Here is a 26,050-nt window from a genome sequence, read left to right on the forward strand (position 1 = left end):
GCGCATGGCTATTATGCATTGTCTATGATAGAATAATGTGCAGATGAGGCTAATGACAGTGTGGAGGATCAAAATAGTTCATGAAGTTTTGTCGCAAAAGTTGTACAATAATTGCGACAAAAACATTTTGGAGGTGAGACCGTGCATCAGGATAGTATCACCCATCAAGTGATGGAGCGAATTGAAAGCGGGAGTCGCGACAATGTTTATATTGCATCTGACTTCTTTGATCTGGGCGAATATAATACTGTGCGTCAGGCTTTGCTCCGTTTAGAAAAAGCTGGAAAAATTCAAAAGATCATGCGTGGTGTATATTACTATCCACGGTACAGCGAACTGATACAGGAATATGAAACTCCTTCTCCGAACAAGGTTGCAGAAGCGATTGCACGAAAGTTCAACTGGACGATTGCCCCTTGTGGGGACACAGCTCTAAATATGCTTGGTCTTTCTACACAGGTACCTGCTAAATGGAGTTATATCAGCGATGGGCCATACCATCAGTTTCAGGTTGGTAATGTTGCATTGGAGTTCAAGCACCGTAACAATCGGGAAATATCCGGAATGTCTCCCATAACGGCTATGATTATTCAGGCACTCAAAGCGATTGGTAAAGGGAACCTGAATGAGAAACAGTTTGAAATCATTCGGCGCAGACTCAGCGATGCGGACAAAGTAGCTGTTCTGAACGAGGCACAACAAACGTCTGTCTGGTTGAGCAATACAATCAAGCAGATTTGCTCTTGAAAGAAGGGGAAAACGATAAGAGAAGGTACATACATATTATGTGGTCGATCTTCCCACAGATACGACTGATGATACGGATGACTTAAGAGTAGCATTGAAACGCCTGATGGAAGCTGATGAAGAGCTGTCAAATACGGAATAATTAATTTTTTATCCGACCATGAAAAATGGGATGATTTATGATGGCGGTAAGTTATTCCCGTGCGACGCAATCCAGAGCCGCATTTCTGATCAAGCCACGGTTACGGCAGTTACCAATCTGCTGGCGGAAGACCCGGATATCGTAAATGCCCCGACGGAAGAACAGGATAAGAAAGAAACAACAGCAGCTGAGGGAAATGATATGACATTCGCCGATCCATCTGATTCGGCAAAGGAAATGGATCCGAATAAGGAAAAGGAAGCCGAAAAAGAAGCTGAAGAAAATCAGACGGACAAAAAGGAAAAGCTTGCATGTAAACTAAACTCATAATGAATCCAAGCAAATTCATCATGCCCTGCGAAGTTCTGTCAAATGTAGATAATCTGACAATACGAACATGGCTCACACGTAGTCTTCGACACCGAATATCAGCCAGCACACATATGAGGACGGAAAATGTAGCAGCTTTTGAAAAAATTGCTTTTTTCTGCTCAAAGTGCTATAATCGGAATATACCGAATACAAAGGGAGGAAAGCTCCCATGCCAAGACCGCCACGGTGCCGTCGAATTTGTGGCGTACCACAGGTCGATATATTCTGTCCTAACGGGTGCGAGAATACCGAGCCGATCCTGCTGACGCTGGACGAATACGAGGTCATTCGGCTGGTTGACTTGGAGCAGCAAACCCACGAGCAGTGTGCCGCTCAAATGGACATTTCCCGCTCTACCATGCAGGAAATTTACGAAAGCGCACGGAGCAAGATCGTAGCGTGTCTTGTCCACGGGAAACCGCTGCACATCACCGGGGGAAACTACCGCATCTGCGGAGGACAGGAGGCAGCTCACTGCGGCCGTTGTTGCCGGATGCAGAGAGCCAACATGGAAAAATCAGGCAAAACTTGCAAAGGAGATTCCATTATGAAAATTGCAGTTACCTATGAAAACGGTCAAATCTTTCAGCATTTCGGTCACACCGAGCAGTTCAAGCTTTATGAAGCTGTGGACGGCAAAATCGTCCATGCGGAAGTCGTTGATACCAACGGCAGCGGTCACGGCGCACTGGCAGGATTCCTGATGCAGAACGGCGTGGACACTTTGATTTGCGGAGGCATCGGCGGCGGTGTCAGCGGGGACGCTGACGCGGCGGTGAGCGCATTGCTCAGCGGAAATCTGGGCTACGACCCCAATGTTCACTGTGATCACCATGACCACGGCGAGGATGGGCACACCTGCGGTGACCACGGCTGCGGCAAGCATAGCTGCCATTGATATGGAACGCACACTGACACAACTTCCGTTCTGGTCATCCTTGACCGAACACGAAATGGAAACGCTACGCCGAAGCGCCTTTGTCCGTCATTATGAAAAGGGCGCGTTCGTTCACAGCAGCGACAATGAATGTCTCGGAATGCTGTTTGTCCTTTCCGGCGAGATCCGCACCTATCTTCTCTCCGAGGAGGGGAGGGAGGTAACGCTGTTCCGCCTGTATCCGGGCGAACTATGCGTGCTTTCTGCCTCTTGTGTGATCAGTCAGATCACCTTTGATACGCAAATGACCGCGGGAATGGATACGGAGGTTCTGATTATCCCTGCAAATGTCATCGCTGTGCTCAAGGAGCAAAATCTTCATGTCCGCTGCTTCCTCTATGAACTGGCAACGAAACGATTTTCTGATGTGATGTGGGCGATGCAGCAGATCATGTTCAAGGGTTTGGATCGGCGGCTGGCAGATTTTCTCCTGGCCGAAGCGGAGCGTACCGGCTCCGATACCATACGCATGACCCATGAGCAGATTGCCCAGCACATCAGCTCGGCGAGGGAGGCGGTGGCGCGGATGCTCAAGAGCTTCTCGGAGGACGGACTGGTGGAGCTGAAGCGTGGTGCAATCACGCTGCGGGATAAGAACAGACTAAATCGTCTAAAATAAAAAGAAATGTGACTTCGTCACAGAAGAAAATCATAGATGTGTTACAATAAAAGCAGAAAAACAGGAAGGAGTATCCACCATGAAAGAAACGAAATACGCAGGAACTCAAACCGAAAAAAATCTGATGGCTGCCTTTGCTGGTGAGTCCGAGGCACGCAACAAGTACACCTATTTTGCATCCAAGGCCAAGAAGGATGGCTTTGAGCAGATCGCGGCGCTGTTCCTCAAAACCGCTGACAACGAGAAGGAACACGCTAAGCTGTGGTTCAAAGAACTGAACGGCATTGGTGACACCGCAGAAAACCTTCTCTCCGCCGCTGAGGGCGAGAACTACGAGTGGACGGATATGTACGACGGCTTTGCCAAAACCGCCGATGAGGAAGGTTTCCATGAGCTGGCCCAGCGTTTCCGCCTGGTAGCCGCCATTGAAAAGCACCATGAGGAGCGCTACCGTGCCCTGCTGCACAATGTGGAGATGGCGGAGGTCTTTGCCAGGAGTGAGGTCAAGGTATGGGAGTGCCGCAACTGCGGTCACATTGTGATCGGTGAGAAAGCTCCGGAGGTTTGCCCAGCCTGCAACCATCCCCAGAGCTATTTTGAAATTCACGCAGAAAACTATTAAAGAAAGAAAAGGAGAATTATCATGGAGCAGAAGTTTTACATTTGCAAGCATTGCGGTAACATCATTGCCAAAGTTAAGGACGCAGGCGTCCCTGTCGTCTGTTGCGGCGAGCCGATGAGCGAGATCGTTCCCGGCACCACCGACGCCGCCGTGGAGAAGCACGTCCCTGTCTGGACGGTGGAAAACGGCATCGTTCATGTCAAGGTCGGCTCCGTGGAGCATCCCATGCTGCCGGAGCACTACATCGAATGGGTATCTCTCCAGACCAAGCAGGGCAATCAGCGTAAGGAACTGCATCCCGGCGAAAAACCGGAGGTCTGCTTCGCTCTCTGCGAGGGCGATGAGGTCGAAGCGGTCTACGCCTATTGCAACCTCCACAGTCTGTGGAAAGCGTGATTCATCTTTCAAAAATCCGGTGCTTTTTTGAGCACCGGATTTTTTTTATCAACGTGACCTCGTCACAGAAAAATGCTTTGTCCTGCGGTATGATAAAGCCACAATCAATAAACAAGAAAGAGGTGGCGAACATGAAAATCAAGCTTAATCCCGATCAGGAGATTGTCAGCACCATCAGAGAAGGACTCAAGCGCACCGGCGGGTACTGCCCCTGCCGCAGGGAGCGCACAGAGGCGACCAAATGTATGTGTCAGGAGTTTAAGGATCAAATTGCAGATCCGGGCTTCGAGGGATTCTGTCACTGTATGCTCTATTACAAATCCTTGCAGGATTAAGGGAGGAACGCTATGCTGTCAAAGAAACTGGCCGCCATAGATAAGACGCGGTGCGTCGCCTGCGGCGTGTGTGAAAATACCTGTCCACTGGGGGCCGTCAAGGTGCGCCGCGGCTGCTACGCCGCTGTGGAGGCGGAACGATGCGTAGGCTGCGGCAAGTGCGCAAAGATCTGTCCCGTCGGCTGCATTGAGGTGAAAGTGAGGGCTGACGCATGAAAGTAAAGCATTGGTACGATTACCTGTGGGTATATGCCATCATCTATTTTGCACTGGGCTTTTTCAATATCCTGTTCGCGTGGCTGGGCATGATCGATTTTCTTCTGCCGCTGTTCTTAGCCATCTTTGGTAGGAACAAATACTTTTGCAACCACCTCTGCGGACGGGGTCAACTGTTCAGCAAGCTGGGGACAGACCTTAAATGCTCCCGCTGCAAGCCCACGCCCCGCTGGATGTCCTCCAAGTGGTTCCGTTATGGCTTTTTGATCTTTTTCCTGACGATGTTCGGCAACATGGTGTTTCAAACTTATCTGGTCGCTGCTGGTGCTGCGTCCCTGCGGGAGGCCATTAAGCTGTTCTGGACATTCCGTGTGCCTTGGGACTGGACTTATACAGCCGGTACAGTCGCTGATTGGCTGGCGCAGTTCAGCTTTGGCTTTTATAGCCTCATGCTGACCTCTCTGCTGCTGGGCCTGATCGTTATGGTGCTCTATAAGCCCCGGACATGGTGTGCGTTTTGTCCCATGGGAACCATGACGCAGGGCATTTGCAAGCTGAATAACAAAGAATAATTAAGGATAACAGAAAGGAGTTTTTCTCATGACTGAACTGAAAATTACTGCTGCGAATTTTGAAAACGAGGTACTGCGTTCCGACCAACCCGTTTTGCTGGATTTCTATGCGGACTGGTGCGGACCGTGCAAAATGCTCTCTCCCATACTGCATGAGCTTGCCGAAGAAAAAAGCGGTGCGCTCAAGGTGGGCAAGGTCAATGTGGACGAGCAGATGGAGCTGGCAATGCGTTTTCAGGTGTCCAGTATCCCAATGCTGGTCGTATTCAAGGATGGAAAGGCCGTTGCCAAATCGGTGGGCTATCGGCCTAAGTCGGAGATTACCGCAATGGTGGAGGGCGCAAGATGAAAGTTGTAATCGTAGGCGGTGTGGCGGGCGGTGCTTCTTCCGCCGCACGCATCCGCCGTTTGGATGAACACGCGCAGATCATCATGATCGAGCGCAGCGGCTATGTGTCCTATGCCAACTGCGGTCTGCCGTATTATGTAGGCGGCGTGATCAAAGAGCAAGAAGAACTGACGCTGCAAACTCCGGAGAGCTTTTGGGATCGCTTTCGCATTGATGTGCGAGTACGGCAGGAAGTAACTGCGATCAATCCCGCAGAGAAAACCGTCACCGTCCACGCACTGGACAGCGGGAAGGTCTACATGGAAACCTATGACAAACTGCTTCTTGCCCCCGGCGCAAAGCCGACGGTTCCTGCGCTTTCCGGCGTGGACAGCGAGCGGGTCTTTACCCTGCGCACCGTGGAAGACACCCTCCGCATTCGACGCTTTGTAGAGGATCAGAAGCCGAAAACCGCTGTTTTGGCTGGCGGCGGCTTTATCGGTCTGGAAATGGCGGAAAACCTTGTGGAGATGGGCGTTTCGGTTACCATCGTCCAGCGTCTGAAGCAGCTATTAGCGCCGCTGGATGCGGATATGGCCAGCTTTGTCCATGCGGAAATGCGCAGACACGGCGTGGCTCTGCGGTTGGATGAAACCGTCACCGGATTCCGACAGGACGGAGATTCCGTGCTGACGCTGCTGGAGGAAAGTGAGCCGCTGCGCTCCGACATGGTGCTGCTGGCCATCGGCGTCACGCCGGACACCCATCTGGCAAAAGAGGCCGGACTTGAGCTGGGCATCCGGGGCAGCATCGCTGTCAACGAGCGGATGGAAACCTCCGCGCCGGATATCTACGCTGTGGGCGATGCCGTAGAGGTCACCCATTTCGTGACCGGCCAAAAAGCATTGATCTCGCTGGCGGGGCCTGCCAACAAGCAGGGACGCATTGCCGCCGACAACATCTGCGGCGGAAACAGCCACTTTCACGGCTCTCAGGGTTCGTCTGTTCTGAAATTGTTTAGCTTGACCGCGGCCTCTACGGGGATCAATGAGAAGGCAGCGCAGGCAGCAGGGATTGCTTACGACAGAGTCGTACTTTTCCCAGCATCCCACGCTACCTATTATCCCGGCGCACAGTCTATGGCAATGAAGGTGCTGTATGAAAAAGAAAGCCTGCGGCTGCTGGGTGCGCAGATCGTTGGCGGCGAGGGCGTGGACAAGCGCATTGATGTACTGGCAACGGCCATTCGCGCAAAAATGACAGCCTTGGAACTGACGGAGCTTGACCTTTCCTATGCGCCGCCCTATTCCTCTGCCAAAGACCCGGTCAATATGGTCGGTTTTATGATCGAGGATTTGGAGAGCGGGAAGGTACGGCAGTTCCATTGGAATGAGGTTGAGGACTTGCCTTGCGATGGCAATGCGACACTGCTGGATGTCCGTACAGAAGGCGAATATCGGCGTGGGCACTTGAATGGATTCCGCAATATTCCACTGGATGATCTGCGGGAGCATTTGGACGAGTTAGACCGGGGTAAGCCTGTTTATGTGAATTGCCAGACAGGGCTTCGCAGTTATCTGGCCTGCCGACTTTTGACGCAGTACGGTTTCACCTGTTCCCATCTTTCCGGCGGATACAGTTTTTATCAGGTCGTAACACAAGAGCGGCAGACAGCGCGGAGCGCCTATCCCTGCGGAAAGGAGAAGCTATGAGTGAGAATTTATTTGGCTTGACGGTTGCGACAGATAAAGGCTTAGATGATTTGCAGTGCCAGCGCCTTTTAAGCGAAAATCGCAGGTATCAGGAAGTCATGCTGCAATACCGATGTGCGCTGAAAGCACTGGAAAGCAGGTTGGAAATTCTAAACGAAGAGTTTTCATTGCAGCATGATCGCAATCCGATAGAAAGTATAAAAAGCCGCTTGAAGTCGCCGTCCAGCATTATGAATAAGATGCAGAAACGCGGACTTCCTCTGGATTTTCCGACCATGCAGACAAATATCATGGATATTGCCGGTGTGCGGGTGATCTGCTCTTTCGAGAAGGATGTGTTCTTTTTGGCAAAGTGCTTAAAAAAACAGTCTGACATTGAAATCATCACAGAGAAAGATTATATTTCACACCCTAAGCCAAATGGCTATCGCAGTCTGCACCTGACGATCCGGCTGCCGGTATTCTTTGCGGAAAAAGTGATCCATGTGCCGGTGGAGATACAACTCCGTACAATCGCTATGGACTTCTGGGCAAGCCTTGAGCATACCATCCGCTATAAGAAAAACTTGCCGATAAATGCTGAAGTCGAAACTGAACTGAAAGAGTGCGCCGATTCCAGCAGAGAATGGGACGGTAAGATGGAACATTTACTGCATATCATAACATAATGTGTCGAATATAAAATGAAAAGCACGCACTTTGGTGCTTGCCTTGGACTTGCCAGGGACCGCCTTATCCGCCTTGGGTGGGCGACCCCTGCGAGCCCCAACCAATTTCTCCGCTTTCTGGTTTTAAGGCATAGTCTTTTCTGCTTTCGGCGGACTGCCACGGCACAGCTTTTTCGGCTTCTATAATTGTAAGGAACATGGCTTTTCGCTGAATGGAAAGCGAAGCTGACCCGGGCTGGAGCGGTCTGTGTTAAAACGATATATTTTTTTTGGAAATAATCTTGACAAAATTTATCAAGATTGATATGATGGCATTAACAAGCAAGCGAAAAGAGGATGTGGAGCATGATCATCACCAAAGAGACGGACTACGCACTGCGCATTTTGCGGGTGCTGCTGGACGGGGAGAAGCATTCGGTGGCCGAGATGTCGGAAACGGAATTGATCCCCAATCAGTTTGCCTACCAGATTCTGCGCAAGCTCTCCGCCGGCAATTTGGTGCGGGTGAGCCGCGGCGCCCTCGGTGGCTGCGCGCTGTCCTGCGATCTGGACGCGACCTCCCTCTACGATCTCATGGGGGTCGTGGGGGAGCGGGGCATCCTGTGCGCCTGCATGGAGCCGGGATATGAATGCCGCTGGCAGGACAAGCATGGGCGGTGCGCCATCCACTGTCAGCTGGCGGCCTTGCAGCAAAAGCAGGACGAGGCGTTCCGTGCCGTGAGCCTGCGCAGGCTGCTGACCGGCGGATCCGATCCCCAAGATACAAGCAAGCTGTAAAATTTTAAGAGGAGGTACCCATATGCTGTTTCAAACCACGGCGGCGCACGAAGAGCTGCGCGCGAAGATTCGGAGTTTTGCGGAGGAGGAGATCAAGCCCCTCGCATTTTTAATGGATCAGAATAATGAGTTTCCCGAGGAGGCTGTCAAGAAGCTGGGTAAGCTGGGCTGGATGGGCATTCCCTACCCCAAGGAGTACGGCGGTGCCGGTCTTGATGTCTTAAGCTACGCCATCGCGGTGGAGGAGCTGGCCCGTGTGGACGGCGGCGCGGGCGTAATCCTCTCCGCCCACGTCTCCCTCGGCTCATGGCCCATTTTCGCCTATGGCACCGAAGAGCAGAAGAAGAAATATCTGGTTCCGCTGGCCAAGGGCGAGAAGATCGGCGCCTTCGGCCTTACGGAGCCCAACGCCGGATCCGATGCCGGCGGCACGGAGACCACGGCGCTGGATAAGGGGGACTACTACCTCCTCAACGGCGGCAAGATCTTCATTACCAACGCCCCTAAGGCGGACATCTATGTGGTTTTCGCCGTCACCACACCGGACATCGGCACCCGGGGCATCTCCGCTTTCATCGTAGAGAAGGGCTGGAAGGGCTTTGAGTTCGGCGACCACTATGACAAGATGGGTATTCGCTCCTCCTCCACGGCGGAGCTGATCTTCAACGACGTGAAGGTTCCCAAGGAAAACCTATTGGGCAAGGAGGGCGAGGGCTTCAAGATTGCCATGTCCACGCTGGACGGCGGACGCATCGGCATCGCCGCGCAGGCGCTGGGCATCGCCCAAGGCGCGTTTGAGCACGCGTTGAGCTATTCCAAGGAGCGCGTCCAGTTCGGCAAGCCCATCGCGGCCCAGCAGAGCATCGCCTTCAAGCTGGCGGATATGGCCACCAAGCTGCGCTGCGCCCGGTTCCTCATCTACTCCGCGGCGGAGCTGAAGGAGCAGCACGCGCCTTACGGCATGGAGTCCGCCATGGCGAAGATGTACGCCTCGGACATCGCGCTGGAGGTCACCAACGATGCCTTGCAGATCTACGGCGGCAGTGGCTTCCTCAAGGGCATGGAGGTGGAACGGGCCTACCGCGACGCCAAGATCACCACCATCTACGAGGGCACTAACGAGATCCAGCGGGTGGTCATCGCCTCTCATCTGGTGGGCAGGCTGGGCAAGAGCTCCGGCGGCGAGAGCCGTTCGGCGGCCAAGAAACCCGCGCCCATCACCGGCATTCGCAAAAAGACCATCTTCCGGGAAGGGGATGCTGCCCAGCAGGTGGCCGACCTTGTAGCGGCGCTGAAGAAGGATGGTCACGACTTCTCCGTGGGCATCCCTATGGATACGCCCATCCCGCAGGCGGAGCGGGTGGTCTCCGCGGGCAAGGGCATCGGGGAGAAAAAGAACATGAAACTGGTAGAGTCGCTGGCCAAGGCTGCCGGCGCGGCCATCGGTTCTTCCCGCCCTGTGGCGGAGACTCTCAAATATCTGCCGCTGAACCGCTATGTGGGTATGTCCGGTCAGAAGTTCACCGGCAATCTGTACATCGCCTGTGGCATCTCCGGCGCATCCCAGCACCTTAAGGGCATCAAGGACGCCTCCACCATCGTGGCCATCAATAAGAACGGTAACGCGCCTATCTTCAAGAACTGCGACTACGGCATCGTGGGCGATGTGGAGGAGATCCTGCCCCTGCTCACTGCTGCGCTGGATAGCGGCGAAAAGCTGCCCGCGCCGCCTATGGTAAAGATGAAGCGGCCCACACCGCCGAAGCCCGCCCCCATCGGCGACCGCTATGTCTGCAGCGGCTGCGGCTACGAGTATGTGCCGGAGTTGGGCGACGAGGACGGCGAGATCGCGCCGGGTACGCTCTTTGAGCAGCTTCCCGCCGAGTGGGTGTGCCCGGAGTGCGCGGAGACGAAGGATCAATTTGTAAAGGCTTGAGCCATGAAGGAGGTAAGATAAGATGTATTGCGTGCGTAAAGTAACGAACGACCTCTACTGGGTGGGCGCCAACGACCATCGCCTGGCCCTGTTTGAAAACTGCTTTCCCATTCCCCGGGGCGTAAGCTACAATGCCTACTGCCTGCTGGATGAAAAGACGGTGCTCTTTGACACGGTGGACTGGTCTGCCTGCCGCCAGCTTTTGGAAAATCTGGCGTATGTGCTGGATGGCCGCGAGCTGGACTACCTGCTGGTCAACCATCTGGAGCCGGATCACGCCGCCTGCATCGAGGAGATCCTGCTGCGCCATCCCAAGGTGAAACTGATCTCCAACGAGAAGGCATTCATGCTCATGCGGCAGTTCGGCTTCCATGTGGACGGACATGAGTGCATCGAGGTGAAGGAGGGCGACACCTTCTCCTTCGGCAAGCACACAGTCACCTTTGTGGGCGCGCCTATGGTTCACTGGCCGGAGGCCATGGTGACCCTCGACGTCACCGACGGCGTCCTCTTTTCCGCCGACGCCTTCGGCACCTTCGGCGCGCTGGACGGAAAGCTGTTCGCCGACGAGGTGGACTTCGAGCGGGACTGGCTGGACGACGCCCGCCGCTACCTCACCAACATCGTGGGCAAGTACGGCCCCCACATCCAGCTCCTGCTGAAAAAGGCCGGCGGCGTTTTGGATCAGATCAAGTACATCTGCCCGCTCCACGGCCCCGTGTGGCGCAAGGATCTGGGCTGGTTCATCGAAAAGTACGACACATGGAGCCGCTATGCCCCTGAGACCCAGGGCGTGCTCATCGTCTACGCCTCTATGTACGGCAACACGGAGAACGCGGCGCAGGCGCTGGCGGCGTCGCTCTGCGATAAGGGCATGAGCAAGGTGGCGATGTACGATGTGTCCTCCACTCATGTCTCCCAGCTGATCTCCGAGGCGTTTAAGTACAGTCACATTGTCCTGGCCTCTGTGACCTACAATCTCGGCATCTACCCCGCCATGCATGACTTCCTCATGGATATGAAGGCGCTGAATCTGCAAAACCGCACCTTTGCCATCATTGAAAACGGCTCATGGGCGGTGAAGTCCGGTGATCTCATGCAGAAATTCGTCAACGATGAGCTTAAGAACATGACGGTGCTCAACGAGCGGCTCAGCCTCGCCTCGTCCATGGGCACGGACAAGCGCACTGAGCTGGAAGCACTGGCGGACGCCATTCTGGAATCTATGAAGTGATTGGCAGGGAAGCTAAAACCAAGACAACAGACAACAAACAGCCCCGCCGTGTCGGCTGCAGAAAAACCGGCTTTCAAAAACAGAGCGGGCAAGCGTGATACTGCGCTTGCCCGCTCTTTGCCCAAAAGGACATGAGAAGTGACCGGAGAAGATGAGAGGATCGAAATGGAGATCAGAAAACGAAACGGGAAGTCTGTTCCTTTTCAAAAGGAGAAAATTTTCAACGCTATGAAAAAAGCGTTTGATGGACAGGGAAGGGAGATTGGGGGCGGAGAACTGGAGGAGATCCTCGCCACCGTTCTCGACAATCTCTCCGTCACAGTACCGCTCACCGTGGAACGTGTGCAGGACGAGGTGGAGCGGACGCTCATGGAGCGCGGACACTATGAGGTAGCCAAGGCGTACATCCTCTATCGCGAAAAGCGGTCTGCGCTGCGCCGCGTCCGGCATACCATCGCGCAGACGGTGGGGGATAACTCGCTTGACGAGGTGCTGCGCCGTATCCAGATGGATTTTACCGAGGAAATCTACTCCCTCGCGGCGCTTCAAATGAAGTTTGAGAGCTTCTGTCGCCCGGGCATGATGGAGGATGAGCGGGCTGAGGCACTGACCAAGGCAGCGGTAGAGCTGACTACGGAAGAGGCACCCAAGTGGGAGTTCATCGCGGCGCGGCTTCTGAACCACTCCTTTCGCTGTCGCAATGCACAGGAATGGGAGAGGCGCGGCATCGGCGACCTCTATGGCAGGCTTCGCTATCTGACGGATAAGGGACTCTACGGTGACTATATTCTTGCCCACTATACCCACGAGGAGATCGCCATGGCGGAGGACTTTCTCTGCCCGGAACGGGACGAGCTGTTCACCTACTCCGGACTTGACCTGCTGCTCAAACGCTATGTGATCCAGTCACGCAGCCGCGTGCCGCTGGAAACACCGCAGGAGATGTTTTTGGGTATCGCGCTGCATCTTGCTATGAACGAAGGCTCTGACCGCATGGGGTGGGTAAAACGCTTTTACGATATGCTCAGCCGTATGGAGGTCACGATGGCGACACCTACCATGTCCAACGCACGAAAGCCCTACCATCAGCTTTCAAGCTGCTTTGTGGACACTGTTCCGGACAGTCTGGACGGCATCTACCGCTCGCTGGACAACTTCGCAAAGGTCTCTAAATTCGGCGGTGGAATGGGGATGTACTTCGGTAAGGTGCGCGCTGCAGGCAGCACCATCCGCGGCTTTCAAGGGGCGGCGGGCGGTGTTATCCGATGGATCCGGCTGGTCAACGACACCGCCGTGGCGGTGGATCAGTTGGGGATGCGGCAGGGCGCTGTGGCGGTTTACTTAGACGCATGGCACCGGGATCTGCCGGAATTCCTTCAACTGCGCACCAACAACGGCGACGACCGCATGAAGGCGCATGATGTGTTTCCTGCCGTGTGCTATCCGGATCTCTTCTGGCGACTGGCAGAGGAGAACATAGACGCGCCGTGGCATCTCATGTGTCCGCATGAGATCCTCACGGTCAAGGGCTACGCACTGGAGGATTACTGGGGTACGGAATGGGAGAAGCGGTATCTGGACTGCGTCAATGACCCGCGCATCGAAAAGCGCAGTGTCACCGTCAAGGACATCGTGCGGCTGGTGCTTCGCTCGGCAGTGGAGACCGGCACGCCCTTCGCCTTCAACCGCGACAGTGTAAATCATATGAACCCAAACGGCCACTCGGGAATGATCTATTGCTCCAATCTCTGCACGGAGATCGCGCAGAACATGGCGCCCATCGAGCACATCAGCACTGAGGTGCACACGCAGAACGGCGACACAGTGGTGGTGACGGCCACACGCCCAGGTGAGTTTGTGGTCTGCAACCTGGCGAGTCTGTCTCTCGGTAATCTGCCGGTGGAGGACGAGGCCTATATGGAACGCACGGTGGAAACGGCCATCCGCGCACTGGATAATGTGATCGACCTCAACTTCTACCCGTTGGAATACGCGCGGCTTACCAATCAGAAGTACCGCAGCATCGGCCTGGGCGTCAGCGGCTACCACCACATGCTGGCAAAGCGCGGCATCCGCTGGGAGAGCGAGGAGCACCTTGCCTTCACCGACGCGGTGTTCGAGCACATCAACTACGCCGCCGTCAAGGCGGACGCAGCACTGGCACGGGAAAAGGGTCGTTACGCACTCTTTGAGGGCAGCGACTGGCAGACGGGCGCGTATTTTGAAAAGCGGGGTTATACCTCCGAAAAGTGGCAGGCGCTTGCGGAAACGGTGGCGGTGCAGGGAATGCGCAACGCATATTTGCTGGCGGTCGCACCGACCTCCAGCACATCTATCCTCTCCGGCACGTCGGCGGGCATCGATCCAATTATGAAGAAATTCTTCTTAGAGGAGAAAAAGGGCAGCATGCTGCCCCGCGTTGCCCCGGAGCTTTCTATGGATACATGGTGGTACTATAAGGCGGCGCATCTGATCGACCAAAGCTGGTCGGTGCGCGCCGCGGGCCTTCGCCAGAGACATATTGACCAGGCGCAGAGCATGAATCTCTATATCACCAATGACTATTCCATGCGTCAGGTGCTCAGACTGTATTTAGAGGCGTGGAGGGTCGGCGTTAAGACCATTTACTATGTCCGCAGCAAGGCCCTTGAGGTCGAGGACTGCGAAAGCTGCTCGTCATAAGGAGGATAGCATGACGGAACTGAAGAAAAAGCCCCTCTTTAACCCGGAGGGCGACCTTGATGTGCGCCTGCGGCGCATGATCGGCGGCAATACCACCAACCTCAACGACTTCAACAATATGAAGTACGCTTGGGTCAGCGACTGGTACCGGCAGGCCATGAACAATTTTTGGATCCCTGAGGAGATCAATCTCTCGCAGGATGTGAAGGACTATCCCCGCCTGTTGTCAGCCGAGCGCAGCGCCTACGATAAAATTTTAAGTTTTCTTGTCTTTTTGGATTCCATTCAGACAGCGAACCTGCCTAATATCGGCGCCTACATTACCGCCAACGAGGTCAATCTCTGCCTGTCCATTCAGGCGTTTCAGGAGTGTGTCCACTCACAGAGCTACAGCTATATGCTCGACACCATCTGTTCCCCCGTGGAGCGCAATGACATCCTCTACCAATGGAAAACGGACGAGCATCTGCTGCGCCGCAACACCTTCATTGGGGACTGCTACAACGAGTTTCAGGAGCGGAAGGACGCTCCCTCGCTGCTGCGCGTGATGATGGCGAACTATATTTTGGAGGGCATCTATTTTTACAGCGGCTTTATGTTCTTCTACAATCTCTCCCGAAACGGGAAGATGCCCGGCTCGGCGCAGGAGATTCGCTACATCAACCGCGATGAGAACACGCACTTGTGGCTGTTCCGCAATATCATCACGGAGCTGCAAAAGGAGCAGCCGGAGTTGTTCACCGCCGAGAGCGTACAAGCGCTGCGCGAGATGATGCGTGAGGGCGTGGAGCAGGAGATCGCATGGGGGCATTATGTGATCGGCGACGACATCCCGGGGTTGAACCGGCAGATGATCAGCGATTACATCCGCTATCTCGGCAATCTTCGCTGGACGAGCCTTGGCTATCCGGCATTGTATCCGGGCTTTGAGAGCGAACCGGAGAGCATGGAATGGGTCAGCCAGTACGCCGACGCCAACATGGTCAAGACCGATTTCTTTGAGGCACGCAGTACCGCCTACGCCAAGAGCACCGCATTGATAGACGATTTATAAGAAAACAAAGGAAAGGAGCTGACAGATATGGCAGCTATGAATATGAATCAGGAGCAGTTTGAGCAGGCGACCCGGGGCGAAAAGCCCGTTTTGGTGGATTTCTGGGCGCCCTGGTGCGGCTATTGCCGGAGGATCGGCCCTGCGTATGAGAAGATTGGAGAGGAATACGCGGACAGCCTCGTTGTCAGCAAGATCAATATTGACGAGGAGCCGCGGCTGGCGGGGGCCGAGGGGATCGAGGTCATCCCAACTCTGGTGTTGTACCGGAACGGAAAGGCCGTGGATTCCATCACCGCGCCTGGCTCAAAGGCAGAAATCGACCGCTTCATTCAGGAAGCCTTGGCGAAATAACGGAGGGTTCAGATATGAACAACAATCATGTTTATGATATGCTCGTGGTGGGCGGCGGCCCGGGCGGCTACACCGCCGCCCTGTACGCGGCACGGGCGGGGTTGGACACCGTCGTGCTGGAAAAGCTGTCTGCTGGTGGGCAAATGGCCCTGACCGAGCAGATCGACAACTACCCCGGCTTTGAGAACGGGATCGACGGCTTCTCTCTGGCGGAGAAGATGCAAAAGCAGGCGGAGCGTTTTGGGGCACGCAGCGAATACGCGGAAGTTCTCCGCATGGATCTGACGGCGGTTCCCAAGCTCGTGGAGACCAGCGAGGGGATCTTCCGTGGGAAAACCGTGGTGCTGGCCACCGGCGCAGACCCCAGAACGCTGGGCGTGGCCAGAGAGTTGGAACTGGTGGGCCGAGGCGTGGCCTACTGCGCCGCCTGCGACGGGATGTTTTACAAGGGCAAAACGGTGGTCGTGGTGGGCGGCGGCAATTCCGCCGCGGCAGATGCCCTCCTTCTCAGCCGCGTGGCGAAAAAAGTGATCCTCGTCCACCGCAGAGACACCCTGCGGGCCACCAAGATCTATCACGAGCTACTGGAACAGGCCGAAAATGTGGAATTCCGCTGGAACAGCACCGTTTCCGCGCTGCTTTCCGGGGACAGGCTGACCGGCGTACGCCTGCGGGACACCGTCACCGGTGAGGAAAGCGTGGTGGACTGCGACGGCGTATTTGTCAGCGTGGGCCGACAGCCCGCCACGGCGCTGGCGGTGGGTCAACTGGCGCTGGACGGCGGCGGCTATATCGTGGCCGGAGAGACCACGGAAACCAGTATTCCCGGCGTTTACGCCGTGGGCGACGTACGGACGAAGCCCCTCCGTCAGGTGGTCACTGCCGTGGCGGACGGCGCGATGGCAGTCCACATGGCGGAGAAATATATCGCGGAAAACCGATAAGGGAGGTAGATTGAAAAAGCCATGTTTAAGGTCAGGCTGGATACGACCGCAGTGGAGATGCCGACATATCTGCAAGGCAAACTGCCAGAGTGATGGCAGATAAGATAACCCATGTAAGTTCGGGAGATATGTTGTCTCTCCATATCCAGTCCACGCAACAGTGAGCAACTGAACATAAAAGCACAGCCACAGATGTACTCTGCGGCTGTGCTTTTATGCGTAGTATACCGCGTGACAAGCGGTTTTACTGTGACGGCGTCACATAATTTGAGAAAATCGGCGCGGCGCTGCTCCGGTTGTACGATTATGATTGCCGCTCCCAGCCTTGGAGATTTGCCGCGAAAATGTGAGCAGAAAAAAGTCATGACTTAATCACCGCGAGGGCTTGTATATCACCCGAAAGGTATAGCTATAAAGAAGTACTGTAACGAATTGTTCCTAAAAATGTGGAAATAGAAAAGGAAAGCGGTATGAAAAATGAATCCCAATACGGTCTGCTGCTCTTGCAGTATCTGTATGAGCATACGGATGATCAGCATCCGGCTTCCGTAGCGGATATTCTTGCCTTCTGGCGGGAACATGGCATTCAGGCAGGGCGCAAGAGCGTATATTCCACTATTGAAGTCTTGCAAAGTAACGGCATGGACATCGTCTGTGTCAAAAGCACCCAGAACCGATACTTCGCAGGAGAACGGTTATTTGAACTGCCGGAGTTAAAATTGCTGGTGGACGCGGTGGAATCCTCTCGCTTCATTACGGCCAAGAAAAGCGAACGGCTTATTGAAAAGCTGGGTAAGCTTACCAGTGAATCTCATGCCCGCCAGTTGGATCGGCATATCTATATGGAAGGTACCGCCAAACCGGAGAATGAGTGTATTTATTACAGCGTGGATGAGATCCATAACGCCATTCAGGAAAAATGGCAGATCACTTTCCAGTGTTACGAATACACACCGCAAAATGAAAAGATACCTGGACGCGGTGAAGGCTTAGGCTCCTTGAGCTCTGCAAAGCTTTTGGAGTTCAAACAGAAAATACCCACAGCCAAAGCGGCTGTGGGTATGATCAAATCAGATTGTACGAGCTGACGCTGTCCTGCCGATCTCTACAGACCGTAGTTGCTTCTTCCATCTGCAAAACCCCGACGCTCCGTGGCTGACGGGGTTATCCGCACTTGCCAATACGCCCAAAGGGGGCTCCTTAACGCGCAGAAGGAAAGGGACGGTCAGTCTCCGGCGTTTTGAGAAGGAAATGGCTTTTGTGAAAGTCGAGCAGGCCCTCATCCCGCATTTTTCCAAGCTCCACAGACAGCCCGCTGCGCTCCACACCGAGGTAATCCGCAAGCTGCTGCCTTGAAAACGGAATGTCGAACTCATAGACGCTGCGCCGCTGTGCCTCGGCGGAAAAATAGGACATCAGCTTTGCACGCGTCGTGCGCTGGGCCATGTGGGTGAGTTTTGCGTTGAGCCGCAGATTCTTCTCTGCCAGTTCGTCCAGCAGGTTGCGGATGATCCGGCTGTGGTGGGAGCAGGCGGAGGGGCACACGCTCAAAACGCGCCTTATGTGTAGAAACATCACCGTCACCGCGCTCTCCGCCTCTACGCTCACGTTCAGCACCGCTCCCGGCGCGCAGGCGAATACCTCCGCGAAGGTCTGCCCCGGCCCGGTCTTGGAGAGGATGTTACGGTTTCCCCAGATATCCTCCTGCACGATGAGGGCGCTGCCCGCCAGCACGAGACCCACCTCCTCCACCGGATCCCCGGCGCGGAGCAGGCGTGAGCCTTTGGGGAAGGTGTCGATCTTCGCCCCAAGGCAGGAGAGCATGACGGCAAGCTCATCGTCGGAAATGCCGGAGAAAAGCGCCGCCGTATGAAGTACCGGAAAAAATTCTTTCATAAAAAGTTCTCTTTCGTTGAAAATTCAACTGACTTGTTGCTTTTAGTATAGTACAATGAACTCACAAAAGCAACAGGAGGATCGAACATGAAACGACGGATCATTGAAATCGATCAGGATAAATGCAACGGCTGTGGCCTATGACGAGCAGGCCGTCATGGAAAATAAGCAGCGGAAAATGCGGAAAGAGGGCATGACCCTGTCCTTTGGCTGCCCCGGCAGCAAGTCCCGGAATATTCAGCGCCAGGACGTGCCCGCCGTGGAAACGCCGCAAGCCCAGCAGACGAGCCGCCTTTCCCAGTGGCCGGTGCAGGTCAAGCTGGTGCCAGTAAACGCCCCGTATTTTGACGGTGCACGGCTCCTGATTGCCGCCGACTGCGCCGCCTACGCCTACGCCGCTTTCCACGAGCGGTTCATCAAGGGACACATCACCCTGGTGGGCTGTCCTAAGCTGGACGGCGTGGACTATTCCGAAAAGCTGACCGAAATCATCCGGGAGAACGACATCAAGAGCGTCACCGTCGTCCGCATGTAGGTACCCTGCTGCGGCGGGCTGGAGATGGCGGCGAAAAAGGCGCTCCAGCAGAGCGGAAATTCATTCCGTTGCAGGTGGTCACCGTGACAGTGGACGGCCGGTTGGTGGAAGAATAACAAAATCATTAGAAATAGAAAGGAAGAATCACGATGAAGTATGTATGCAGCGTTTGCGGCTGGGAATACGACGAGAGCGCAGGTTACCCGGAGGGCGGCATCGCTCCCGGTACGCCCTGGAGCGAGGTGCCGGAGGATTTTGAGTGCCCCCTGTGCGGCGTGGGTAAGGATTCCTTCGAAGAGGCGTGAGCTTTCTGCAAGAGAGGCAAAGACTATGAGTTATGAAAACTGGAAGGACAAAATCGGCACATTCGAAGTGATGGACGTGCGGGGCAAAAAGATGGACTTCTTCCCCGCATTGAAGGCAAAGGCTGCCGCGCTGAAAAACGGCGAAGGACTGCATATCATCCAGACCTTCGAGCCTGTCCCCCTGTACCCGGTGCTGGCCCTTATGGGCTTTGAGCATCACACGGAGAAGGTGAGCGGCAGCGAATATCACATCTGGTTTTATCGAGTGAAGAAAGGAGAATAACCGCATGAGCTACGAAAACTGGAAGAATAAGGCGCAGGGGTTTCAGACCGTGGATGTGCGCCATATACAGGGCAGCTTCTTTGAAGGGCTGAAGAAAAGAGCCGAGGCGTTGGAGGTGGGCGAAGGATTACACATCATCCAGACCTTTGAGCCGCATCCACTGTACGCTGTCATGGAGGGCTTGGGCTACGAGCACCACACCGAGCAGCGGCGTGAGGCGGAGTTCCATGTCTGGTTCTGCCGCACAGAGAAGAAGGAAGGCGACAGCTCCGCTCCCTTCAAGCCGCTGGCTCTTTTGAACTATCCCATGATCGATGAAAAGCTGGGGCAGATCGCCGTGGATTTTTGGGAGACCACATGGCAGAGCGAGACGCGCGTACTGCCCTACGAAACGCGGCTGCTGCTGTCCCTGACCAACGCTGTCGGTGCGGGCCGGATGAGGCAGGCGGCGCGGGAGCTGGTAAAGGCATATATCCACGGTGTGGAGAGCGCCGCGTTGGACGATGTGTTCGAGCTGCTGGCATGGAATCAGGGCATCGGCTTTTTCAGCAGCGAGATCGGCCCCTCGGCGCTGTTTCAAGCGTACAAGCTCATTAAAAACGGTGAGAAGCAGGGCAAGTCCCGGGAGGATATCTGCAGTGCGCTGCGCGAGAAATTCGGAGAGAAGAACCCAGAGATGCAGGTCCTGAATAGATGATAAGGAGATGTTTTGTATTATGACCATTCAAACGGTAACAGATGCCATCCGCTATGTAGGGGTGGATGATAACACATTGGCACTCTTTGAAAACCAGTACCCCGTCCAGCCTATGGGAGTGAGCTACAACTCCTATGTCATTCTGGACGAGAAAATCGCCGTGATGGACAGCGTGGACGCACGGGCGGCGGAAGAATGGCTTTCCAATGTGGCGCGGGTGTTGGAGGGGCGCAGCCCCGACTATCTTGTGGTCACACACATGGAGCCGGATCATTCCGGCAGCCTCATGCGGCTGGCACAAAAGTACCCGGAGATGAAGATCGTGGGAAACGCGAAAACATTTACCCTGATCAAGCAGTTCTTCGGTACAGGTGCATTGTCGGAAGACCGTATGCTGGAGGTTGGCGAAAGAGATACGCTTTCCTTGGGTTTGCACCGGCTGCGCTTTCTGCTGGCGCCGATGGTACACTGGCCGGAGGTGATGGCAGCGTATGAAGAGGAGGAAAAGATCCTGTTCTCGGCGGATGCCTTCGGCCGCTTCGGTTCACTGGAACGGACTGCCCGTGCCCCCTGGGCGCCGCAGGCCCGGCGGTATTATTACAACATTGTCGGAAAGTATGGTGCACAGGTGCAGGCGCTGCTGAAAAAAATCTCCGCGCTGGAGATCAAAACGATCTGCCCGCTCCATGGCCCCATGCTCACAGAAGACTTGGGGGAGTATCTGCGGCTCTATGATCTCTGGTCACAATGGAAACCGGAAGACCCGGAGGGCATCCTGATCGTCCACGCGTCCATCCATGGAAATACCGCATATGCATCGGAGGCCCTCAAGAGCAAGCTGGAGGGAAAAGGTGCGCAAGTCACCATGTGCGATCTGACGGCAACAGACCTTTCCTATGCCGTGACCAGCGCATTCTACTGTGGAAAACTGGTGTTGGCCTGCTCCACCTATGACGGAGGACTGTTCCCGCCCATGAAGGCCTTTTTGGATCATTTACAGACAAGGGGATTCCGAAAACGCCGGATCGGCCTCATGGAAAACGGCTCATGGGCCCCTGCTGCCGCGCGGCTGATGCGCGCCGAGTTGGAAAAGATGAAGGAACTCCGACTGTGTGAAACAGAGGTATCGCTGCGCGGTGCACTGAACCAAACCAGCGAAGCGCAGATGGACGCTCTGGTGGCGGAGCTCTGCGCGGAGTAAGCGGCGAGTCTGGCTTCGTCCGGCCGCCAGATGCCTCAAAAGCAAAACATCGTCGCTGATTTATTTAGACAACAATATGGCGTTGAGTGATGCCGAAGCTTTGAAAATGGATCGAAGGGGCTGTCGCACTAACGTGCGGCAGCTCATTTTATATATCCAACACAAAACGCCGAGCTTCGAAAAGCCCGGCGTTCGTGGTATAATCAGTTTATGCGACTAAACAAAATAATACAGAGGGATTATACCTCATTTTCGCTGTATTATCAAATCAAACTTCCGCTGGATTTAGAGATTTCTATTCCATCTGATGATCCAGTTCGTCTGGTAAGTGCTTTTGTGGAGGAAATGGACCTTTCTAAACTATATAAAACTTATGGCAGGATCAGAAAAAATCAGGCAACGCCGCGTCAGATGCTGAAACTCGTTATCTATGCAGCAATGAATCGAATCTACTCAAGTCGAGATATCCGAAAAGCATGTAAACGGGATATCAACTTTATGTATCTCCTTGAAGGAATGCCTGCTCCTGATCATGCAACGATTGCGCGTTTTATCTCCCTACATTTTTCTGCCTACGCAAAGGTTCTGCTTGCCCAAATGTCAGATCTGCTCTATCTTCTTGGTGAGATTTCGGGAAAGACCATTTTTATTGATGGCACCAAGATTGAATCGGCAGCCAATAAATATACATTTGTATGGAAACGGGCTATTACGAAAAATCAGGTCCGGTTATACACAAAACTAACTTCTTTTGTGGCTGAATGCGAAGAACTCTATGGAATCAGGACCATATACCATAACCAGATATCCATCCACACATTAAAACGGTTAAAAAAGTAGTTGTGCCGCGTCAAAGTACAGGAGGGAATTGTGTTCGTGCATGGAATTGGACGTAGAAAAGCACAGTTGCAGAAATCCCTGGAACAGCTGGATCAATATCTGGAGAAACTAAAGGAATATACGAAAAAACTGTATACGCTTGGAGATAGAAACAGTTATTCCAAAACAGACCCGGATGCGACCTTCATGAGAATGAAAGAAGATGCGATGCTGAATGGACAGTTAAAACCTGCTTATAACATCCAGCACGGAGTGGACTCTGAATACATCATATGGATTGATATTAGCCCGCGTCCAACCGATACATGCACCCTGATCCCTTTTTTGAAAGATATGGAGAGTCACTTAGGATTTAAATATTCAGAAATCGTTGCAGATGCCGGATATGAAAGTGAAGAAAACTATCTTTTCATTGAGGGAAACGGACAGACCGCTTATATAAAGCCGCAGAACTACGAGATTTCGAAAACCCGAAAATACAAAAAAGACATCAGCAGAAGAGAAAACATGGAGTATCACGCAGACAGAGACAGCTATATCTGTCGGAATGGAAGGGAACTGTCTGTTACAAATGAACGCAGAAGTAAAACAGCCAGCGGATATGTCAGTGTAAAAACTTATTACAGAAGTCCAGACTGTACCGGCTGTCCTTATAAAACGGAATGTATCAAGGGAAACAACTGCAAAACACCTATGGAAAAACGTAATAAAGTGCTGATGGTCTCGAAGACGATGAGTCAAAAACGTGCAGAAGATCTGGAACGGATCACAAGTGAGTATGGAACGATGCTCCGTATGAATCGCAGTATTCAGGCCGAAGGTTCATTTGCTGATGTAAAGGAAGACATGAATTTTCGAAGATATCTGTACCGAGGAAAAGCAAATGCATTGGCAGAGAGCATCCTTTTGGCGATGGGACGAAATATCAATAAGCTTCATTGCAAGATTCAGACCGGAAGAACGGGGAGTCATCTTTTTTCATTAAAGACAGCATAGATTTTAATGGTTGAAAACAAAACAGTTTGAAATCAGGCATGCCGAAAGAGATGTCTGGGAATGAACTGTGTTTATAAGGGATGGAGGCGAAATCACAACCGATTTCGCTCCCATTTGGGCATAAAGCAGGGCTGCCGCCCAGCAAAAAATATTTGCTAGTGCGACAGCCCCATTTTTCATGGTAAGAAGGATTTCGGCCTGGAAGAGTTCAAAAAATACTTTTTTCACTCTATTTTGGAAATTTCAAAATAATGGAATGAAGTGGCTTACAAGATATCTAAATGATGCAACGAGTTTATAAATATTTTGTTTAGCAATTTGGCAGGTGAGAACATTGGAGATAAAAAAGGGAGATAACAAGCCAATGGTCATTCACACCAAGGAGAAAGCAAAGATTCATACCCATGAAGCAAGTGGAGCCACGATTAAAGGCAGCAACAGTTTCTAAATTTTGTAATAACAATACAAATGTATTGAAATAGAAATGATTTAGTGATTATAATGAAGAAAATAGATGGGAGTGAGGTGTTGAACATGGATAGTACAATTCAGGTCAGGGTAGAAGATGAGTTAAAGAGTAAATCAGATGAACTATTTAAGGATTTAGGGACAGATACAACAACAGCAATCAGAATGTTTTTAACCCAGGCAACTGCGACAAATGGATTTCCTTTTGAAATAAAAAGGCAGACAGAATCAAATCCATATGTACCTATGACGGAGACAGAAATGCTTGCAAAATTGGAAAAGTCCAGAGAACATGGGATGTTCAGAGATGCAGATCTTGTGGTTTCTGATATGAGATTGAAGTATGGATTATGAAGTTGAGAAAAATTCCTTACTCAACTTTTTATAAATCGCACCAAAACCGCATGATAGCCGTCGGAACGTTAGAATCTTCATTCTGCGTCCGTTTAGTACGAACAATACAGAGGGAACATAAACAGAAAAAATAGGAACTGAGGATGATAAGACGTGAAATCGATGTCAAGAGGGCTCCTACAAAGAGTCAGATAAAAATGTTAGAAGCGGCTGAAAGGCATCCCATCTGCTTCGATGAGGATTGCCCGGAACTGGCCGATGACGATTTGGTCAAATTCAAAAAAATTACTGATACTAAAAAAGAGCCTCCTTTTTACCAATGTCATTAAATTAAGCAAAAATCTCGAAATGAACTCTTTCTAAGAAATTAGAAGGGGTTCTTTTTTTGTGGCTGAAATCCAAAATCCGGTCGTTTTGATATCCGTAGCATCGCAATTAATGTGCCGCATCATTTTTCATAATATATACAGAGGTTTCCGACAGAAAACCGCCGCAGAAAATCATCGTGCGTGTGACATACTGAAAGCGAAACTAATATTGATATACTGCATTACGATTGTGGTGTGGGTATGCACATATAAATACGGATTATAGCTATAAAATGACCAAAAAGTGTTATCCGCAAATAATATCATCCCGAAAATTTTACATACTGTATATGTAGCTGTTGAGTGGCTCAGTAGGTGTGGATACAATTGCTGGGAAGCACAAACAGAAATTAAAATCATACAAGGAGGGTCATATAATGACAAGAAAAAATCTCATTAAAATCTCGGAAGAGACAAGAAAGAACCTTACTGCAGACCTTGCAAAGGTACAGGAGGCTGGTTACGATATCACGAATATCTCTGTCGAAAATCTTATTTCAAGAGCGCAGGTTCTCCCGGAAGTACATTTGCTGGATATTATGTACCAAGATGGTCTTAAGGAAGCAATGAAAACACTGATTTCTTATTATGCAGCTCCTGCAATTAATTATGAACAGGAGTATCTGATGCATACTAGATTTCTCGATGTGTTCCGCTTCTGCGGGAAAATGTTGGTAGATTCTACATATGATGACTTCAATGTGGATGAAAATGATTTGAAAATCGCTGCTTCTAAAATCAGCTCTCAGGTTGCTGCGATGCTGATTCCTGATTTGGAAGAAATTTATGATAGAGATTTTAAGGAAAAAAAGGATTTTATGGATCTTTTTAACATTCTGAACAGAAATTGGTCGGAGGATTTATTTGGTTCTAGCATTTACTGGCTGCTTCTGGGCATTATGGATTTTCCTGCAATCAAGTTTGTAGATACTCCAGCTGGAAGAATTAAATTCGCTATTTGGCTCAATGAGCTCACCGCCTTTTGGCCAGAAACTGTCTGGAATTGGGATAATTTCGATTGCTAAGCTATACAAAAGAGATGATCACATTTATGAAATAAAATTAAATGGTTATTGCACCAACATGTAGTAATCCTCAATAATGGGTGTGCTCGACGGCGCACATATCTAATCGGTGTAAATACGGAATCCGCTTGGTAGTTGGAAGAATATAGCAAGCTGTACATGAGGTTATTTATATCGGAATAAGGAAGATTCACCGTATGTGCTGATAGTGCATTCGCCGGTGGTGGGCTTAAACCTGCCGCCGGCTTTTCATTTGAGAATGGTTGACTTCCTATTTCCGGTCAGATTATGTTGCAACCTGGTGGTGTCCGTAAAGCGCAAAAACCATTATCCGCAAAAAAAACATCGATAATCAGTACAGATGTGATCAAAAAGTGTTATCCGCAAAAAAACATTGATAATCAGCCCAGATGTGATCAAAAAGTGTTATCCGCAAAA

30 protein-coding genes and 1 pseudogene are annotated in these 26,050 nt (G+C 52.3%); 30 read left to right on the forward strand and 1 reads right to left on the reverse strand.

Annotated elements, in window-relative coordinates:
- Window positions 1-141 precede the first annotated feature (141 nt).
- From GPK90_RS11530 to GPK90_RS11625, 20 genes are all read left to right on the forward strand, one after another.
- Window positions 142-747 carry a DUF6088 family protein gene (locus GPK90_RS11530; RefSeq protein ID WP_215703047.1) on the forward strand — a complete coding sequence of 202 codons (606 nt, stop codon included), beginning with the start codon at window positions 142-144 and terminating at the stop codon, window positions 745-747.
- Between the two features lie 172 nt (window positions 748-919).
- Window positions 920-1,219, forward strand: a complete 300-nt coding sequence (locus GPK90_RS11535; protein WP_215703048.1) for a hypothetical protein — start codon at window positions 920-922, stop codon at window positions 1,217-1,219.
- A 211-nt stretch (window positions 1,220-1,430) separates the two neighbouring features.
- Entirely contained in the window at window positions 1,431-2,159 is a 729-nt protein-coding gene (locus GPK90_RS11540) for a DUF134 domain-containing protein (RefSeq protein ID WP_215703049.1), read from the forward strand.
- Window position 2,160: 1 nt separating this feature from the next.
- Entirely contained in the window at window positions 2,161-2,817 is a 657-nt protein-coding gene (locus GPK90_RS11545; RefSeq protein WP_215703050.1) for a Crp/Fnr family transcriptional regulator, read from the forward strand.
- Window positions 2,818-2,896: 79 nt separating this feature from the next.
- Window positions 2,897-3,439 carry a rubrerythrin gene (gene rbr, locus GPK90_RS11550; RefSeq protein ID WP_215703051.1) on the forward strand — a complete coding sequence of 181 codons (543 nt, stop codon included), beginning with the start codon at window positions 2,897-2,899 and terminating at the stop codon, window positions 3,437-3,439.
- A 21-nt stretch (window positions 3,440-3,460) separates the two neighbouring features.
- Window positions 3,461-3,835, forward strand: coding sequence for a desulfoferrodoxin family protein (locus tag GPK90_RS11555; protein ID WP_005946408.1), 375 nt, complete (start codon window positions 3,461-3,463; stop codon window positions 3,833-3,835).
- An 89-nt stretch (window positions 3,836-3,924) separates the two neighbouring features.
- Window positions 3,925-4,170 carry a ferredoxin-thioredoxin reductase catalytic domain-containing protein gene (locus GPK90_RS11560; RefSeq protein WP_215703068.1) on the forward strand — a complete coding sequence of 82 codons (246 nt, stop codon included), beginning with the start codon at window positions 3,925-3,927 and terminating at the stop codon, window positions 4,168-4,170.
- Window positions 4,171-4,182: 12 nt separating this feature from the next.
- On the forward strand, window positions 4,183-4,386 hold the full coding sequence (locus tag GPK90_RS11565) for a 4Fe-4S binding protein (protein WP_107000759.1): 204 nt from the start codon (window positions 4,183-4,185) through the stop codon (window positions 4,384-4,386).
- Window positions 4,383-4,958: a 4Fe-4S binding protein gene (locus GPK90_RS11570; RefSeq protein ID WP_215703052.1), complete on the forward strand. Its 576-nt coding sequence runs from the start codon at window positions 4,383-4,385 to the stop codon at window positions 4,956-4,958. The genes GPK90_RS11565 and GPK90_RS11570 overlap by 4 nt, the downstream gene beginning before the upstream one ends.
- A gap of 28 nt (window positions 4,959-4,986) precedes the next feature.
- Window positions 4,987-5,307 carry a thioredoxin gene (trxA, locus tag GPK90_RS11575; RefSeq protein WP_215703053.1) on the forward strand — a complete coding sequence of 107 codons (321 nt, stop codon included), beginning with the start codon at window positions 4,987-4,989 and terminating at the stop codon, window positions 5,305-5,307.
- Window positions 5,304-6,998 (forward strand): FAD-dependent oxidoreductase, encoded by a 1,695-nt coding sequence (locus tag GPK90_RS11580; RefSeq protein ID WP_215703054.1) that lies wholly within the window; start codon window positions 5,304-5,306, stop codon window positions 6,996-6,998. Before trxA ends, GPK90_RS11580 begins: the two co-directional genes overlap by 4 nt.
- Entirely contained in the window at window positions 6,995-7,666 is a 672-nt protein-coding gene (locus GPK90_RS11585) for a GTP pyrophosphokinase (protein ID WP_215703055.1), read from the forward strand. Before GPK90_RS11580 ends, GPK90_RS11585 begins: the two co-directional genes overlap by 4 nt.
- A gap of 345 nt (window positions 7,667-8,011) precedes the next feature.
- Window positions 8,012-8,443, forward strand: a complete 432-nt coding sequence (locus GPK90_RS11590) for an RrF2 family transcriptional regulator (protein WP_015553424.1) — start codon at window positions 8,012-8,014, stop codon at window positions 8,441-8,443.
- Between the two features lie 22 nt (window positions 8,444-8,465).
- Window positions 8,466-10,379 carry an acyl-CoA dehydrogenase family protein gene (locus tag GPK90_RS11595; protein ID WP_215703056.1) on the forward strand — a complete coding sequence of 638 codons (1,914 nt, stop codon included), beginning with the start codon at window positions 8,466-8,468 and terminating at the stop codon, window positions 10,377-10,379.
- A 22-nt stretch (window positions 10,380-10,401) separates the two neighbouring features.
- Window positions 10,402-11,613: an FprA family A-type flavoprotein gene (locus GPK90_RS11600; RefSeq protein WP_015553426.1), complete on the forward strand. Its 1,212-nt coding sequence runs from the start codon at window positions 10,402-10,404 to the stop codon at window positions 11,611-11,613.
- Window positions 11,614-11,778: 165 nt separating this feature from the next.
- Entirely contained in the window at window positions 11,779-14,295 is a 2,517-nt protein-coding gene (locus GPK90_RS11605) for a ribonucleoside-diphosphate reductase subunit alpha (protein ID WP_215703057.1), read from the forward strand.
- Between the two features lie 10 nt (window positions 14,296-14,305).
- A complete protein-coding gene (locus tag GPK90_RS11610; RefSeq protein WP_215703058.1) occupies window positions 14,306-15,349 on the forward strand; it encodes a ribonucleotide-diphosphate reductase subunit beta in 1,044 nt (347 codons plus the stop codon).
- A gap of 27 nt (window positions 15,350-15,376) precedes the next feature.
- Complete coding sequence (locus GPK90_RS11615) at window positions 15,377-15,700, forward strand: thioredoxin family protein (RefSeq protein ID WP_107000750.1); 324 nt, start codon at window positions 15,377-15,379, stop codon at window positions 15,698-15,700.
- Window positions 15,701-15,714: 14 nt separating this feature from the next.
- On the forward strand, window positions 15,715-16,644 hold the full coding sequence (trxB, locus tag GPK90_RS11620) for a thioredoxin-disulfide reductase (RefSeq protein WP_215703059.1): 930 nt from the start codon (window positions 15,715-15,717) through the stop codon (window positions 16,642-16,644).
- A gap of 470 nt (window positions 16,645-17,114) precedes the next feature.
- Entirely contained in the window at window positions 17,115-17,732 is a 618-nt protein-coding gene (locus GPK90_RS11625) for a hypothetical protein (RefSeq protein WP_215703060.1), read from the forward strand.
- Window positions 17,733-17,844: 112 nt separating this feature from the next.
- On the opposite strand, the gene GPK90_RS11630 is transcribed toward GPK90_RS11625, so the two are convergent.
- The gene (locus tag GPK90_RS11630) at window positions 17,845-18,540 is read right to left on the reverse strand and encodes a Crp/Fnr family transcriptional regulator (protein WP_215703061.1); all 696 of its coding nucleotides are present in this window, start codon (window positions 18,538-18,540) and stop codon (window positions 17,845-17,847) included.
- Window positions 18,541-18,670: 130 nt separating this feature from the next.
- On the opposite strand from GPK90_RS11630, the pseudogene GPK90_RS11635 reads away from it, so the two are divergent.
- The 10 genes and pseudogenes from GPK90_RS11635 to GPK90_RS11675 form a co-directional block, all read left to right on the forward strand.
- Window positions 18,671-19,191 (forward strand): annotated as a pseudogene (locus tag GPK90_RS11635) (ferredoxin); the annotation flags it as partial.
- A gap of 33 nt (window positions 19,192-19,224) precedes the next feature.
- Window positions 19,225-19,380 (forward strand): rubredoxin, encoded by a 156-nt coding sequence (locus GPK90_RS11640; RefSeq protein ID WP_119980167.1) that lies wholly within the window; start codon window positions 19,225-19,227, stop codon window positions 19,378-19,380.
- Between the two features lie 25 nt (window positions 19,381-19,405).
- Window positions 19,406-19,663 carry a DUF2249 domain-containing protein gene (locus GPK90_RS11645; RefSeq protein ID WP_097771454.1) on the forward strand — a complete coding sequence of 86 codons (258 nt, stop codon included), beginning with the start codon at window positions 19,406-19,408 and terminating at the stop codon, window positions 19,661-19,663.
- Window positions 19,664-19,667: 4 nt separating this feature from the next.
- The gene (locus GPK90_RS11650; RefSeq protein WP_215703062.1) at window positions 19,668-20,360 is read left to right on the forward strand and encodes a DUF2249 domain-containing protein; all 693 of its coding nucleotides are present in this window, start codon (window positions 19,668-19,670) and stop codon (window positions 20,358-20,360) included.
- A gap of 19 nt (window positions 20,361-20,379) precedes the next feature.
- Complete coding sequence (locus GPK90_RS11655; RefSeq protein WP_215703063.1) at window positions 20,380-21,561, forward strand: FprA family A-type flavoprotein; 1,182 nt, start codon at window positions 20,380-20,382, stop codon at window positions 21,559-21,561.
- A gap of 210 nt (window positions 21,562-21,771) precedes the next feature.
- Window positions 21,772-22,401, forward strand: coding sequence for a transposase (locus GPK90_RS19590; protein ID WP_346011252.1), 630 nt, complete (start codon window positions 21,772-21,774; stop codon window positions 22,399-22,401).
- A 36-nt stretch (window positions 22,402-22,437) separates the two neighbouring features.
- Window positions 22,438-23,397: a transposase gene (locus GPK90_RS19595; RefSeq protein WP_346011253.1), complete on the forward strand. Its 960-nt coding sequence runs from the start codon at window positions 22,438-22,440 to the stop codon at window positions 23,395-23,397.
- Between the two features lie 534 nt (window positions 23,398-23,931).
- Window positions 23,932-24,219 (forward strand): type II toxin-antitoxin system RelB/DinJ family antitoxin, encoded by a 288-nt coding sequence (locus GPK90_RS11665; RefSeq protein ID WP_215703064.1) that lies wholly within the window; start codon window positions 23,932-23,934, stop codon window positions 24,217-24,219.
- A gap of 143 nt (window positions 24,220-24,362) precedes the next feature.
- Window positions 24,363-24,548 carry a hypothetical protein gene (locus tag GPK90_RS11670; protein ID WP_215703065.1) on the forward strand — a complete coding sequence of 62 codons (186 nt, stop codon included), beginning with the start codon at window positions 24,363-24,365 and terminating at the stop codon, window positions 24,546-24,548.
- Between the two features lie 416 nt (window positions 24,549-24,964).
- Window positions 24,965-25,612: a hypothetical protein gene (locus tag GPK90_RS11675; protein ID WP_215703066.1), complete on the forward strand. Its 648-nt coding sequence runs from the start codon at window positions 24,965-24,967 to the stop codon at window positions 25,610-25,612.
- Window positions 25,613-26,050 lie beyond the last annotated feature (438 nt).

Source organism: Clostridium sp. MCC344, assembly GCF_018785365.1.
GTDB lineage: Bacteria > Bacillota > Clostridia > Lachnospirales > Lachnospiraceae > Pilosibacter.